The organism is Ancylomarina sp. 16SWW S1-10-2 (genome assembly GCF_009669305.1).
Taxonomy (GTDB): Bacteria; Bacteroidota; Bacteroidia; order Bacteroidales; family Marinifilaceae; genus Ancylomarina.
Genome location: NZ_SADB01000023.1, coordinates 18,365 through 33,793, shown reverse-complemented (window position 1 = coordinate 33,793; position 15,429 = coordinate 18,365). Strand labels below are relative to the sequence as shown.

General features: G+C 34.1%; 12 protein-coding genes and 1 tRNA gene. 7 read left to right on the top strand and 6 right to left on the bottom strand.

The window, feature by feature from the left end; translation table 11 throughout:
• Positions 1 to 83: 83 nt before the first annotated feature.
• From EMN46_RS15895 to EMN46_RS15885, 3 genes are read right to left on the bottom strand one after another with little or no spacing between them, the layout of a single operon-like run.
• Complete coding sequence (locus EMN46_RS15895; protein ID WP_154201807.1) at positions 84 to 1,373, bottom strand: glycoside hydrolase family 57 protein; 1,290 nt, start codon at positions 1,371 to 1,373, stop codon at positions 84 to 86.
• Positions 1,374 to 1,400: 27 nt separating this feature from the next.
• Positions 1,401 to 2,684: a glycosyltransferase family 4 protein gene (locus EMN46_RS15890; protein ID WP_154201806.1), complete on the bottom strand. Its 1,284-nt coding sequence runs from the start codon at positions 2,682 to 2,684 to the stop codon at positions 1,401 to 1,403.
• A gap of 23 nt (positions 2,685 to 2,707) precedes the next feature.
• Positions 2,708 to 4,621, bottom strand: a complete 1,914-nt coding sequence (locus tag EMN46_RS15885) for a glycogen debranching enzyme N-terminal domain-containing protein (protein WP_154201805.1) — start codon at positions 4,619 to 4,621, stop codon at positions 2,708 to 2,710.
• A gap of 849 nt (positions 4,622 to 5,470) precedes the next feature.
• On the opposite strand from EMN46_RS15885, the gene EMN46_RS15880 reads away from it, so the two are divergent.
• Positions 5,471 to 5,716 (top strand): hypothetical protein, encoded by a 246-nt coding sequence (locus EMN46_RS15880; protein ID WP_154201804.1) that lies wholly within the window; start codon positions 5,471 to 5,473, stop codon positions 5,714 to 5,716.
• 98 nt (positions 5,717 to 5,814) lie between these two features.
• Here the strand turns inward: EMN46_RS15880 and EMN46_RS15875 are convergent, their stop codons facing one another.
• On the bottom strand, positions 5,815 to 6,363 hold the full coding sequence (locus tag EMN46_RS15875) for a hypothetical protein (RefSeq protein WP_154201803.1): 549 nt from the start codon (positions 6,361 to 6,363) through the stop codon (positions 5,815 to 5,817).
• Positions 6,364 to 6,533: 170 nt separating this feature from the next.
• On the opposite strand from EMN46_RS15875, the gene EMN46_RS15870 reads away from it, so the two are divergent.
• Positions 6,534 to 6,617: transfer RNA gene (locus EMN46_RS15870), tRNA-Leu, on the top strand.
• Positions 6,618 to 6,737: 120 nt separating this feature from the next.
• Here EMN46_RS15870 and EMN46_RS15865 read toward each other — a convergent pair.
• Together EMN46_RS15865 and EMN46_RS15860 are read right to left on the bottom strand one after the other, a co-directional pair.
• Positions 6,738 to 7,445 carry a DUF5715 family protein gene (locus tag EMN46_RS15865; protein ID WP_154201802.1) on the bottom strand — a complete coding sequence of 236 codons (708 nt, stop codon included), beginning with the start codon at positions 7,443 to 7,445 and terminating at the stop codon, positions 6,738 to 6,740.
• Between the two features lie 512 nt (positions 7,446 to 7,957).
• Positions 7,958 to 9,127 carry an MFS transporter gene (locus EMN46_RS15860; protein WP_154201801.1) on the bottom strand — a complete coding sequence of 390 codons (1,170 nt, stop codon included), beginning with the start codon at positions 9,125 to 9,127 and terminating at the stop codon, positions 7,958 to 7,960.
• A gap of 285 nt (positions 9,128 to 9,412) precedes the next feature.
• Between EMN46_RS15860 and EMN46_RS15855 the strand changes: the two genes are divergently transcribed.
• The 5 genes from EMN46_RS15855 to EMN46_RS15835 all read left to right on the top strand — a co-directional run bounded on the left by EMN46_RS15855 (position 9,413) and on the right by EMN46_RS15835 (position 15,426).
• Positions 9,413 to 9,769 (top strand): hypothetical protein, encoded by a 357-nt coding sequence (locus EMN46_RS15855; RefSeq protein WP_154201800.1) that lies wholly within the window; start codon positions 9,413 to 9,415, stop codon positions 9,767 to 9,769.
• A gap of 212 nt (positions 9,770 to 9,981) precedes the next feature.
• A complete protein-coding gene (locus EMN46_RS15850) occupies positions 9,982 to 10,227 on the top strand; it encodes a VF530 family DNA-binding protein (RefSeq protein WP_154201799.1) in 246 nt (81 codons plus the stop codon).
• 104 nt (positions 10,228 to 10,331) lie between these two features.
• Positions 10,332 to 10,865 (top strand): GbsR/MarR family transcriptional regulator, encoded by a 534-nt coding sequence (locus tag EMN46_RS15845; protein ID WP_154201798.1) that lies wholly within the window; start codon positions 10,332 to 10,334, stop codon positions 10,863 to 10,865.
• 210 nt (positions 10,866 to 11,075) lie between these two features.
• Positions 11,076 to 12,239 (top strand): efflux RND transporter periplasmic adaptor subunit, encoded by a 1,164-nt coding sequence (locus EMN46_RS15840; RefSeq protein ID WP_154201797.1) that lies wholly within the window; start codon positions 11,076 to 11,078, stop codon positions 12,237 to 12,239.
• A gap of 34 nt (positions 12,240 to 12,273) precedes the next feature.
• The gene (locus EMN46_RS15835; RefSeq protein ID WP_154201796.1) at positions 12,274 to 15,426 is read left to right on the top strand and encodes an efflux RND transporter permease subunit; all 3,153 of its coding nucleotides are present in this window, start codon (positions 12,274 to 12,276) and stop codon (positions 15,424 to 15,426) included.
• Positions 15,427 to 15,429 lie beyond the last annotated feature (3 nt).

Below are 15,429 nucleotides of genomic sequence, written 5' to 3'. Positions count from 1 at the left end.
TGTAAAGTGTTTTTGTGAAAATATCAATTCTTTTTAGAACAAATAATTAGAGAAAAAACTTAAACTGTTTTCAATCACTTTAATCAAATTGCCTTTTTTATATCATCCAACTCATTCTTATATTTTTTTATAAGTTTATCTTTTGCTGCAATTTGTTTTTTCAAGTCATCCATATTTTCCGATGACGTTCCTTGCAAGGCTTTTAATCTTAGCTGGAAATCACTCAATACATTCATGAAGTTGATAAAGGCTTCGTAAGGTGATCCGTAAGGATTTGGATTGGTTGGGATATCTTCGAAATAAGTTTTTGTGCACATGTGATAAAAATGATCACTTTCTTGTAAATATTCCCAATCTTTTTCCAACCTTTCATCATTTACTTTTAACACACTTTCTCGGAGACTATAAAGTTTATTTAAAGCTTCATTTTGCAGCTTGTTACCTTGCCAGCGGGCTAAATCACGTTCTTCATCTGCCCAAGAAATTGGATTAGGAACATGAATTTGAGAAACGGGTTGATATTCTAAAGAGACTTCGGTAGGCGTAACGAATCTATAATCAGAATTTTGAATAACTTCAGATGGTAAATGCTTTAAGAATTCAAAAATGCCAGATTCTTTTTTATGAAATTCACCAAAAACTTGGTAGTCCATAAAGATATTTACTAGATCTTCTTTCTTGTCTACTTCATTTAATTGCTGAACAAATTTGGATGTTGTAAATGGCCATTCAGACCAAGTCTTAGATGAAAATCGAAGAGCAATATCGTCGCTTAATTTATAATTGCGCAACAAGATCTTCAACTTTGGGTTAATCGCATTGCAGTATAAATAATTGGGGCTTTTCCATGCCAATATATGTTTAGCACCTTCGGTTATCATTGCTTTATATCCCATTTCAGCAACCATTTCACCTATCTCATCAGAGTAAATCAATTCCGTATTTCGAAATACTTTCGGACGTTGTCCAAATAATTTCTCAATTCGATCACTATGATCTTTTACTTGTTTGAAAAAATCATCTTTGTTGGTTAAAGCAGTCAATGAGTGGGAATAGGTTTCTGCTAAAAACTCGACACAACCCGTTTGAGCTAATTCCTTAAAACTATCGATAACTTCTGGTGTGTACATTTCGAATTGATCCAAAGCAACCCCAGTAATTGAGAAGGTGATCTTAAACTTACCTTTGTGTTTTTTTAGTAAATCAGAGATAATTTTATTGGCAGGTAAGTAACACTCATCTGCTATTCTTCTCATTGTTGATTCATTTACATAGTCATCGTAATAGTAATGATCGTTGCCAATATCGAAAAAACGATATCTTCTTAAACGCAATGGTTGATGAACTTGGAAGTATAAACAAAGTGCCTTCATATTATTGATGTTTTTGTTACAAATAATTTATAAAGTAGAATTATATACATCGTAGACTTTTAGTGCTGCATTAGCCCACTTTAGATTATCTACTTCTTCTTTTCCGTCTTCTTTAAATACTTTAGAGAGTGTATCATAATTAAGAATAGCATAAATGGCATCTGCCATGGCATCTATATCCCAATAATCTACTTTAATAGCATGTGTTAGTATTTCGGCAACGCCTGATTGTTTCGAAATAATAACGGGAACGTTGGATTGCATGGCTTCTAATGGCGAAATTCCAAATGGTTCCGATACCGATGGCATAACGTATACGTCAGTCATGCCAAGCATTTTAAAAACATCGTCGCCCTTTAAAAACCCAGTAAAGTGGAATTTGTCTGTAATTCCCAGTTCTGCTGCACGATCAACCATCTTTTCAAGCATATCGCCACTTCCTGCCATAACAAAGCGTACATTATCCATTTTTTTTAAAACTTGATGGGCAGCTTCAACAAAATACTCTGGTCCTTTTTGCATGGTAATTCTTCCTAGAAAAGTGACCACTTTTTCTTGAACGCCTTTTCCTACTTTTGCTTTTTCTTCAATAGGAACAGGTTCTACTGCATTATATACGGTTGTAACTTTATCAGGATTTTGTCCATACTTTTCGATAACAATATTTCGTGTTAGATTACTTACCGTAATTATTTTATCGGCAGCATCCATTCCTTTTTTTTCAATTTCAAATACCTGTGGGTTTACATTTCCCCCGCTACGGTCAAAATCAGTAGCATGTACATGTATAACTAAAGGTTTACCCGAGGCTTCTTTGGCAGCTATTCCTGCAGGATAACAAAGCCAATCGTGAGCATGAATCACATCGTGTTCGTATTCGGCACTTATTGTTGATGCAACATAGGCGTATTTGTAAATTTCCTCTATTAAGTTAGCCCCATAGGTTCCTGAAAATTCTATTTTACCTTCTTTATCAACCTTGAAAAATTTGTTTTTTCCATAAAGATCTTCGCTACGAAATGTATAATATTCTTCGGGATCGTTATAAGGAATCAATTGAGATTCAACCTCCAAATAGGTATGTTGATTTTTAAATTCTTCGATATGGGATTGCACTTGTTCAATACGAACACCATTGGCTCCAATCAATTCCATTTTACTTTGATCTTCATCACCATAGGCTTTAGGGACAACAAAAATGATATCTAAATCTTTGATTTTTGATAAACCCTTTGTTAAACCATAACAAGCAGTACCCAAACCTCCCGAAATATGTGGTGGAAATTCCCACCCAAACATTAGTACCTTCATACCCAATCTATTTAAAAGATGACTTATTTTAACATTTTATTGATTCTGATGATTTCAGCGACACTCAAAGCATACGATGTTGCTCCACTTGGTTTATGAGGCGGGTTTCCATCGTAAATTTCAGAGATCGTACCCAAACCATGTTCACTTAAGCAGACTTCGAACCCATCATATAGTTTTTGAATTAGTGCGTGTCCTCCTGATTTGTGAAGTTTAAGGTAAGCTTCAGCAAAATGACCTAATAGCCAAGGAAAAGCACAACCTTGATGATAAGCAATTTTTCGATGTGCTTCAAACCCTTTAAATGTCCCTTTATAAATAGATGAGTCAGGAGAAATAGTTCTTAGTCCACGAGGCGTAAGTAGTTCTCTCTCAATTTCGTCAAGGATACATTTTTTTGTTTCATCAGTTAGACACGAATAGGGTAGTGAAGCTGCAAAAAGTTGGTTGGGACGCACTCGAGTATTACCACCATTTTCGTCGTAATAATCATATACAGCCTTTCCATTTTTATAAGTTAAAATTTCGTTGAATGAAATCTTTATTTTTTCAGGTAGATCTTTCCACTTGTCAATAAACGCTTTGTCTTTAGAATCTTTTGCTAATTCTAATGCAAAACAGATCGCATTATACCAAAGCGCATTTATCTCTACCACGTAGCCTTTTCGTTCTGTTACGGGAATACCGTTGAATTTAGTATTCATCCAAGTAGAACCGTGACGAGTGATCCAAAGAAGACCATTGTCATGTACTTCAACGAATTGTTTTTTACCATCTAGATACGTGTCGAGAATAAATTCCATTTGTTTGCCATACTTTTTCCAAATAGAAGCGTTTGAAGCACCTGATTCGTGAAATTTTTGAAGTGACCAAAAAAACCATAATGGCACATCAGCGGCTCGTTTATCAGATTTTTCTTCATTTAAATAGCGGTTGTTAAGTCGTGCTACCGAAGTGTCCATAACCTCTTTAAAGGTTTTTTTGTCACCTCTAGCAAGAGTTAGTCCTGGTAAAGCGAGGTAGGTATTTCGTTCGCTAGTACTAAACCAAGGAAAACCATTTATAATTTTGGTTTCTTTCCCTTTTCTTGAAAAAAATTGGACAGCAGCATTTTCTAAACAATTTTCAAAACTATTGAAATTATTTTTCTTCTTAAGTTCCGAATTAAATAGTTTAACGATGGTACTAGGGTCAATTTCTTTTGTGCCGGCAGAAAAAATGATTGTTTCACCTTTTTTTATTTTCATCTCGAAATAACCTGGAACAAATAAGTCTTCATTACATTCAAGGTCGTTCTTTTTTTCTTCTTTGTATTCAACATTATAATACCAATCAGGAACATGAATGAATTCAGACTCTTTAGAGCTTTGCATATGCAAATATGGGAATCCATCATACAGTTTGATCTTAATCCCGTTATTTATTATCTCAGAGCGTGTATTGGCATTTAAATTAGCTCTAGTTAATGAATGGCTGTTTCTAAAAGCCAAAAAAGGTTGAAGACGTAAAATTGTTGGAGAATTTGCCTCCAATAAAGTGTAGCGAACTAGAATGCGTTCTTCTTTTTCAACGAGTAGTAATTCCTTTTTCAATACCATACCCCCAATTCGATATGTAATTGAAGATGTTGGTCCCATTTCGTATCCACGAACATACTTATTGCCTTTTGGGCTATACATACCCGGAAATTTATGGATACCTAGATTGAATGAAGATCCGTGTTGAATAAGCGTTTCATCTAGAGTTGATAATAAGACGTGGTTTTCACCCCCAAAATTATCGATAGGACAAATAAGTAGACCGTGATATTTACGCGTATTGCAATTGATTATTGTTGAGCTAGCAAAGGAGCCTGCTCGGTTCGTTCGAACAAATTCTCTTTTTAAAGAATATTCGGTATTTACCAGTTTAGCTTTATCAAATTTAAGATAGTTCATGTACAAACGATTTAAATACTATTTTCAAACACTATATTCAAATTTCATTATAATAACTTGATTTAAAGCTCAAGTTAGGATTTTTTATTTTATTTTTAATAGCTCAAATTAATTTTTTTGAGCATCTTTTTTTGAACGCAAAAGGGCTTTTTGTAATACATAATTACAATCTGTTTGTTTAAATACAGTATTGTGATTTACGTTAATTTTTTAACAGAAAATAAAGAGCGTTTCCAAAATTGAAATTCTAAGGACAACAGTAAATACTGAGATCAAATTCAATATAAATATTTCGTGGTTGAAGCTTATGAAATATGGATAAAAAATTTGGTGAGAATTGAATCAGTTAAAATGCCAATCAAAATCGATATCAAATATCTACAAAATCTAGAAGTTCCTTTTTTTGTTTTTTGATACTAATATGTATCTCCCTTTAAAGTTATCTTTTTATTTTTATTAAGTCAATTTATAGTGGGATTTTATAAATATTTTTTTCAGCTAATTTTAATGACTATAACACTTCGAAGTTTGTATTGATATTTTAGAGGATAGTTTGAAAACTTAAGGTTTGCATGAGGTTTAAAAAGCCTATTTTAGACTAATGAGCAAGAGATTTATTCTTTCAATATATATCGCACGTTAATGAGATTGCTTTAGATACTTTGAGTGTTTGTTTATTCGATATCTATTTTATGGTATTCTGTATCTCAGTTTTTGTTTCGGTTGAGCTTCTGATGGGAGTGAAATTTATATTACCATTTCGCAATGTAGTGATGTTTACAGCGAGAATTTAATATTGTGCAGGTTATTGATGTTGTTTTATAAGGAAAGATCTAAAAACTGAGGATTTTGATGTTTTGCGGGGCTCTAAAACTAGATTCATCAAATTTTAAAGCAGTCGTTAAATTAGACGAACCTTTGTTTTATAGTGAGTCAATTGTTTGTTTTATTCACACAGGTTTAGAATGCGGTTTAAGCCTTAATAAATATCCAAATATGGATATGATTTCTTTCGGACCAACCCTACGTGATGTTCACTTACCAGATGAAAAAATTAATATTGAGACAGCGCTAAATTCGGGGAACCCTTATTAGATATTCAATTTTCCTTCTAACGAATCTCTCTTGTGGAGAAAAAAGAAAAGCGATTCCATGACAGAATCGCTTTTTTAAAGTCTTTTATTGTGAGTCTTCTATATTTTTACGCCATTATTGTGAAGAATGGTTTTAACCTCACTACCCAGTTCAGTATAAATAAGGCTTACCTGTGTATTCACTTTTTCGTTATCGACATCGAGTAAACCCAAAAGAACATAGGCCGAACGTGAATCGTTTAAGTCTTCACGAATTAGTTCCAATAGAATTTTTGTTCCTGATAAGGGTTCTTTATTTGATATAACCGATAGATTGATAAAAAACTGGGCAGCTGTACGAATGATATTAGCATCTTCTTCAACTTGAATAAAAGGAAAAAGACCCATAATTGCCTTTGCATTCTTCTTTCTAATGTTAGCACTAAGAGCGGTTAGCATCTTGGTTCGTTCTGTTAATGATGTATTAGCCATAAGAAACTCATATATCTCAAAAACGGTGAGTATCATGTTTTTATTCTGAGATTGCCCGTAAAGCAGGAAGGTTCTGAAGCACATCACCTGTAATTCCGATTTGTTCAAATCGTTCCATTTCTCTTTTTGTAGGGCTATTTTATCGAGATAGCTATAGTCTTGTATCTGTTCTGGCATGTTGAATATATTATAATATAGTGCAAAGATATAAAAAGCCTTGAAATCACCTTTTCGCTTAGAGTCTGAAAATCAGTACCCGTGTAATTTATGTTTTTATTTAAAATCGATTTGGACTTCTTTTTACTTTGCATATAGAACATATTTATTACTTTTGCTAATGCAAACATGCCCAGGTGGCGGAATTGGTAGACGCGCCAGCTTGAGGGGCTGGTGGCCTTATGGTTGTTCGGGTTCGAGTCCCGATTTGGGCACAATAAAAAAGCTTTACAAGTCATTGATTTGTAAAGCTTTTTCATTAAAGTTAGTGGTCTATGGTACTGATTCTATTGGTATTTAAATTCTATATTTCTTAAAAGGAAGTACCTATTAGATTATCTTACAGTTATATGAATACATTTTGTTTGACGTTCAAGTAGAACGTAACATTTACCTTTATCCTGTAGTTCAATTAATACTCGCAGTAATATATTTCGAAGGCGATACGAATAAACAGGTTTACTATTCCCTCTTTCAAAAAAACGTGTTTGCGAAATATCAAAGGTTCTCCCATAATAATGCGATGACTTATTGGATGTTGCGTTTACATTCCTTTTGCGTAGCGATTTTTGGTCTTCTAGGGTTCGTAATATCGATGTAACAGAAAATCGATATTTTCTAATTTCTAGTTCTTCGAGTTGGTCACAAAATTCTTCGCCAAGTAACTCAAGAAAATCAACTGCTGGTGTTTGCAAATAGGGAAGTGAATAGCTTAGGTGTGGAATCTCATAATATTCATTATCGGTTATTTTATCGAGTTGATAATGCTGACTAAATTCTTCTGCGTTTGTTTTATATTCGGTTTTAGAAACCAAAGGCTTTTTTAAGCCCTTCGCTTGGGCTAGCTTAAGATGATAATTGTTATCGTAACGGCGCAAAGCTCTACTTTCACTTTTATTGAGTACAGGAATAGAAACCTGGGCTTCAGTTTTGCCTTTTTGTATTGGAGTTCTATCTATAAACAGCAATGATATAAGGCCTACGCATATGGCGATGGCCGTTAATATTTTACGAATACTATATTGTCTTTTTCTTCTATTCATGCCAGATTTTTGAGCACACGAAGTTAAAAAACATATTTTAATCACCTATAGTCTCTATTTTATTTGTGCATCAATTTGGAATCCATCTTTTCAGCTCTATGAGCTTTCCTTTAAAAGGGGAATTACTAACATGCTTCATGAACGAAGTGAATAAATACTCAACTCTTAACCTGCAGATGATATATCTGCAGGAGCTATAGGTTAAATGTTTTTGTCTGTCGTTCCTCTGGAACTTTATTTTGCTTGGATTATGGTATTTCTACCATACTATCAGCTCTACGAGCTTTCCTTTAAAAGGAGATTATAAATCCCCAAATCTATACCTGCAGATGGCATATTTGCAGGAGCTATGGGATTATTCATTTTAGTTCCGTTAGGAACGCAAGTATGGTAGTAAAGTTTGAATCATGAAATTTAAAGCTCCGTAGGAGCGATACCTATATTTTTTCGTGCTGCTCCAAATTCCTTACCTGCAGATAACATATCTGCAGGAGCTGTGGTTTAATTATTTATTAATTCTTCTTTAAAAACAAGACAAAAGGAATAGCACCTAATGCTAGGATAGAGGCAACAAGGTATGTCTTTTCAAGACCGAGCCAGTCACCTAATAGACCGGCGAAGAATACGGCAGCTGCTGAAGTGATAAAGCTTACTGTCATGTAAATACTATTCATAAATACAGGGAATTCTTTTGATCTATCTTGCACAAGAGCAATTAATACTGGTCCTGGAGCAAAAACAAAGAAGCCTAATAAAATTAGAAATAGAAATGAAATCCATCCCGCAGTGTTTATAAACAAGAACATCATAATGGGTGACATGATACTTATTATCAGTAAAGTGGATTTGCGTCCAATTCGGTCTGAAATACCACCTGCAAGAATGGTTCCCACAGCACCAGCAAGCTGAAAAGCAGCTAATGCAGAATTGGCAAACCATAGGCTCTCTCCCTTATCGGTGTAATAGTAGGTAGGTAAAAATGCCGTTAAGCCCGATTTCATGATAGCTCTAAACAGGGTGATACCAATGAGTACACAGAAAAAAGGTAAGTACTTTTTAAGTATAGGTAAAATAGCTTTTCTTTCCGTTTGCTGATTTTTAATTCCATCGGAAATTTTGATGTTTCGGAGTTTAATATATAGAATAAATGAGGCAATTAAACCAAAAGGAATTAATCTCCAAATGCCTTCGAGTCCCCAATAGGAAACCGATGCGGTAATAATTAAAGGTCCAGCAGTTCTTGCCAATTCACCACCAAACATATAGTAACTCATACCACGCCCTGTCGATTTACCCGATAAGCGTTTAACCATGGTGGGTGCAGGTACATGAAATAAGGCACTACTTATGCCCATTGTAAAAAGTAGAATACAAATAATGGTGAAAGAAGGAGCTAGCCCTAACAGACTCATCACTATGGCAGTAATGGCTGGTGTTACTATAATAAAGTAACGAGGTGCTGTTCGTTCTGCAATGATTCCAATAAGAGGATTTAATAACCAAGGGAGACGCATAATAAGATCCCATACAGACGCTAATGCTAGGCTGAGACCAAATTTTTCTATTAGTAGGGGTCTTAGTGGTGCTAAAAAAGACGAATAAACATCGTGTAACATATGTGATGCTGCTACGAGGATTACGTTACCCGATTGAAATCTGGTAGAAGATTGTTTATCTTTCATATATGTACTTAATTTTGGATAGAAAAGTGTAGCAGATTTCTATTCATTATATTAATATTGCTATTGGATGGAGATGCAAATGTAAGCTATTTTTCTTAATTGAAATATGTTATGGAGATTTGCATAATGGGCTTATGATTCATCTATGTAAATTTGTATTATCGGTTTTATGTTGAGAAATAGAATGCAATCTTCTAAGGTTTCTAAAATTCCAATTAAAAGATTAATTTTAGATCTTTCTAAAAGAGAATATTAGTATTTGGATTAATTAAAATATAGAATGCCATGAGTCAAACAAATGAGTTGGTTGATTACTATTTTAAAAAGAAGAAATCAGGCATGGATTTCTCAGAAATAAGAAAAGAGCTAAAGGGTAAAGGTATCGGTGATAATGAAGTTAAGGAAATCATAAAAGCGGTTGATGCGAAAGCCTTGGTGTATGCTCAGACTTCCGGGAAAATGAAGCCCAAAGATTTACGATTGATTGGTTATGCCTTAATGTTGGTTGGTGGTATCTTAACTTTTGCCGTTTATTTTAAGATGTTAGTTATGGGTAAATATGTATTTGCAGCTTATGGTCCAGTAATTATTGGATATATTTTAGTTGTAATGGCTCGTCGTCAGCAAAATAAGCAAGCTTAAGTTTATTATGAAATTTTAGATTTGATTATCAGAAAAAATGAAAGCTAATTAGTTTCGATGACCAAATTTATTCTTGTTTCTGATATTGGGAATGAGCGATTAATAAATTTTATGCATTGTCTCAATTTTTACTTCAGGTGATATATGTATTTTCTTTGATTACATTTGTGGCGAGGTTCAGAATCAACAGATTTGATATATAATTTAGTTCAATGGAAGATAATAATAAGATTAGAGAAGACCAACCAAAGAATCCTTTACATGGTGTTAAGCTTGTTGATATGTTGGAGTACTTGCATGCTGTTTATGGTTGGAAAGAATTAGGCCACAGAATACAGATTCGTTGTTTTCAATCAAATCCTACGATGAAATCGAGTCTGAATTTCCTACGAAAAACACAATGGGCTAGGGATGAGGTTGAAAAATTGTATCTGGAAACCTATAAAAATATGTTTTAATACCCTGATTTACAATCTTTTAATTTTTTAGTAAAAATTTAACATTTTTTAGTTCGGATGTGTCCGAACTAATCGTACATTTGTGTCGTTAAGTTTTAAAAATTATGAAGAATTTACAAGAATTAGAAGAGCAGAAAAAACTATTAGTAGAAAGATATGGTCTTTTTATGGAGAAGCAGGAGAAATTTGCTCCTATTTCTGCACGAATATTTGCTACGCTTTTAATAAATAAAGAAAATGGATCGACATTCGAAGAGTTAGTTAATTTTCTTGGTGCAAGTAAAAGCACGATATCCACAAATTTAAAGAGTTTACAAGAATCAGATGCTGTCGACTTTTTCACTAAACCTGGAGATCGTAAAAAATATTTTACCTTGAATCCTGTTGGATTCTTATCTAGAATTGAAGAGAATCTTAAAATGTACAAAACAGAACATCAATTGGCAGTTGAAGTCGTAAATTTTAAAATGGAGGCCAATGAAATTTTAAGTCATACGGATGAAAAATTTGAACTTTCACACGAAACACCTTATATAGATTACCTTAAAAATACAATCGCAATTATTGAGCAATTACGAAATGATATTCGAACTAAGTGCTCTGTATTTCAGAAATTCGATTCTAATTTTTCTGAATAGTTAACAAATCTCACAACTTTAAAACAATGTATTAATATTGAATAGTACGCAAAAATGACTGTGTATATACAGTTGAGGTTCTATTCGTTCAGAACAAAAAGAACTTAAATATAATATTACTATTAATTAAAAATGAAATCTATGCTTATTTATCCGATTAGGAGGAATAAATATAGATTTTTAAAGCGTTAAAATACAAATAATTATCATATGAAAAGGAATTACATCTTGGCAAGTATCGCATTTGTTTTATTGGGCTTAAGTGCTTGTAAGGATACTTCACATCAGCAAATGGCAAAAGGGCCTATGGCTTTCCCTGTTCAATCGGCAGTGAAAAATAATGTTAGCGTATATAATGAGTATGCTGCTAATATTGAAGGAGAACAAAATATTGAAATTCGTGCAAAGGTTGATGGTTTTGTCGAAAAAATATACATCGACGAAGGTAGTGAGGTTAAAAAAGGACAACTTTTATTTAAACTAAGTGCAGAAACCTTGAATCAGCAGGTTAATGTTGCTAATGCTAATATTGAAGTGGCAAAAGCGCAAGTTGTTTCAGCTCAAGTTGAAGTCGATAAAGTAAAGCCTTTGGTTGAAAAGAATATTATAAGTGCAGTTCAGTTAAAAACTGCAGAAAGTAATTTAAATTCTGCTAATGCTCAATTGATTGCTGCAAAAGCTAGCTATATGAATGCTAAAGAAAATTTAGATTACACTATTATAAAGAGCCCTGTGGATGGTATTGTTGGAAGTATTCCTTACAGAGTTGGTAGTCTTGTTGGTCGTTCGGAAGCTAAACCGCTTACAACAGTGTCCAATATCAAGAATGTATATGCTTACTTTACTTTAAATGAAAAACAATTGCTTCAATTTAATAGAGGATTGAATGGAAGTAGTGTGGCTGATAAGATTAAAGAGTTACCTGATGTGGAGTTAATTCTTGCTGATGGTTCAACTTACGATCAAAAAGGACGAATTGAAACAATTAATGGAATGGTTAACCCAAGAACGGGTAGTATTAGTTATCGTGCTATTTTCAAGAATCCATCTAATCTATTGAGAAGTGGTACTAGTGGAAAAATTAAATTTCCTTCTAATCAGAATGAAATAATACTTGTTCCTCAAAAAGCAACTTATGAATTGCAAGGAAAGAAATTTGTTTATCTAGTTAATTCTGAAAATAAAGTTGAAGCAAAAGAGATTATTGTTAGTGAATCTTTAAATCAAGATTTCATTGTTAGTAATGGCTTAAACGAAGGTGAGACTTTTGTGGTTGATGGCTTGATTAAATTACGTGAAGGCATGCAAATTGTTCCTCAAGTTCCAGAATTAACTGCAGGCTTACAAAGTAAATCTGCTGTATCCAATAAATAAGTCGCTAATACAATAACATTCCAAAAATATAATCATGTTTAAAATATTTATTGAACGGCCGGTATTATCGACCGTAATATCCATACTCATCCTAATTTTAGGAGTTCTAGGACTCTCTTCTTTACCTCGAGAGCAGTTTCCTGAGATTGCACCACCAACCGTGCAAATTTCAGCATCTTATCCTGGAGCTAATGCAGAAACTTTACTAAAAAGTGTTGTTGTACCTATCGAAGAAGCCGTGAATGGTGTCGAGAATATGACTTATATGACTTCAACTGCTAGTAATGATGGTTCTGCAACTATAAGTGTTTATTTCGAACTGGGAACTAATTCTGATATTGCAGCTGTAAATGTTCAAAACAGAGTTGCAACCGTAAACAGTAAGTTACCACAGCAGGTTATTCAATCTGGTGTAACTACAAAAAAAGTTCAGAATAGTGTTTTGATGTTCTTTTCTCTTTATACTGATAATGATGATCTTGACGCTACTTTTGTAGAGAATTATGCTCGAATTAACCTGATTCCTAAGGTTAAAAGGATTAAAGGAGTTGGAGATGCAACTGTTTTTGGATCGCACGATTACTCGATGAGAATCTGGCTTAAACCAGATAAAATGGCAGCTTACGGTATTACTCCTCAGGATGTTGTAGCTGCATTAAATGAGCAAAATCTTGAGGCTTCTCCAGGTAAATTTGGTGAAAATTCATCACAATCTTTTGAATATGTTATTCGCTATAAGGGGAAACTTTCAACAGAGGGTGAATATGAAAATATTATATTAAGATCGGAAGGAAATTCTGATTTTTTAAGATTGAAAGATGTTGCACGAATCGAATTAGGAGCCTTTAATTACGGAACCCGTAATATCACTAACGGTCATCCTTCAGCTGCAATTGCTGTTTATCAAACGTCAGGTTCCAATGCACAGGAAATTATAAAAGAAATAGAACGTACACTTGAGGAATCAAAACAAGATTTTCCCAAGGGAATTGGTTATGTGATTCCGTTTAATACGAATGAATTTCTTGATGCATCAATTAGTAAAGTCCTGTCTACTTTATTTGAAGCATTCTTATTGGTATTCCTAGTTGTTTTCTTGTTTTTACAAGATTTTAGATCAACATTAATTCCTGCAATAGCAGTACCTGTATCCATAGTTGGTACTTTTTTCTTTCTGAATTTATTTGGTTTTTCTATCAATATGTTGACTCTGTTCGCATTGGTACTAGCCATTGGAATTGTGGTTGATGATGCCATTGTCGTCGTCGAGGCCGTTCATGCTAAATTAGATAATGGAGCAAAAAGTGCTAAGAAAGCGACGATATCTGCCATGAGCGAAATTACTGGTGCAATCATTTCGATTACGCTAATTATGTCGGCTGTATTTATTCCAGTTTCATTTCTGAAAGGTCCAACTGGTGCTTTTTATCAGCAGTTTGCCATAACACTTGCTGTAGCAATTGTTATATCAGCAATTAATGCTTTAACCTTGAGTCCTGCATTGTGTGCCTTATTATTGAAACCGCATAAGCCTAGCGAAGAACATAAAAAAGGATTAGTAAATCGTTTTTACACTTCGTTTAATACAGGATTTGAAGTTATTACAGAAAGATACACCAATTCAGTTCGTTTTCTTATTCATAGAAAATGGCTCTCAGTTGCAATTTTAATTGTATTTATTATCCTTGCGGGATGGATGTTTAAGACGACAGCTACTGGATTTATTCCTGATGAAGATCAGGGTATGATATTCTGTGATATTACTTTGCCACCAGGTAGTACTTTGGAAAGAACGGGTGAAGTTGCAGATCAAGTAGAAGCTATCATCAATCAAATTGATGTGGTTCAAGAAAAGATGTTTGTCGTTGGCTTTAGTATGTTAAGTAGAACTCGAGGAGGATCGAAAGCTTTTGCTGTAATTAAATTAAAGCCTTGGAAAGAACGTAAGGAAGATAATCAGAAGGTAAGTGCTATTGTTGGTCAATTGTTTGGCATGACAGCAGGTATTAATGAAGCTCGAATTATGTTTTTTACACCGCCTACCGTTCGTGGGTTTGGTAATTCCAATGGTTTTGAACTTCAATTGCAGGATAGATCGAATGGTGAATTTGATGATTTAATGGCTAAGAGTGGACAGTTTCTTGGTGCTTTAAATCAGCGTCCTGAAATTAAATTTGCCATGACTTCTTTTAATACTGGATTTCCTCAATATGAGATGGAAGTTAATGTGGAGAAAGTTAAAGAAGCAGGTATATCGGTAGACGGTTTATTTGCGACACTTCAAGGCTATTATGGTAGTTGGTATGCAGCCGATTTTAACCGATTTGGTAAACAATATCGTGTTATGATTCAGGCAGCACCAGAAGATCGTGAGACTGTAGAGTCAATGAATAATGTATTCGTTCGAAATGCACAGGGTGAATTGGTTTCAGCAAGTCAGTTTGTTAGCATGAAAAAGGTTAATGGTCCTGATGTTGTTAGTCGTTTTAACCTATTCAATTCGGCCACTGTTAATGGTAATGTGAATCCTGGTTACAGTACGGGTGATGCTATTAAGGCTATTGAAGAGGTAGCTGCTCAGACACTACCATCAAATTACGGATATGAATTCTCTGGAATGACACGTGAAGAACAGAAATCAGGTAATCAGGCTATTTTAATATTTGCCTTGAGTTTGATTTTCGTTTATTTCTTGTTGGCTGCACAGTACGAATCTTATATTTTGCCTTTTGCTATTATTTTATCGCTTCCAATAGGGATATTTGGAGCCATTTTCTTTGTGAAGATGATTGGTTTAGAGAATAATATTTACTTCCAAGTTGCGCTTATCATGTTAATTGGTTTGCTGTCGAAAAATGCAATTCTGATTGTAGAGTTTGGTCTGCAGCGTCGTCGTCAGGGAATGGCATTGATACAAGCTGCTATTGAAGGAGCAAAAGCTCGTTTACGTCCTATTTTAATGACTTCATTTGCCTTTATTCTTGGATTGGTTCCATTGATGTTAGCAAATGGTGCCGGTGCTGTAGGTAACCGTTCCATTGGTACGGGTGCAGTAGGTGGTATGTTAATTGGAACTCTGTTTGGCGTGTTTTTAATTCCCGTATTCTTTGTGATTTTCCAATCGATACAGGAAAAAATTACAGGCACACCAAAACCGGTAGAAAACGAATTGGAATCAGCAGAATAAATA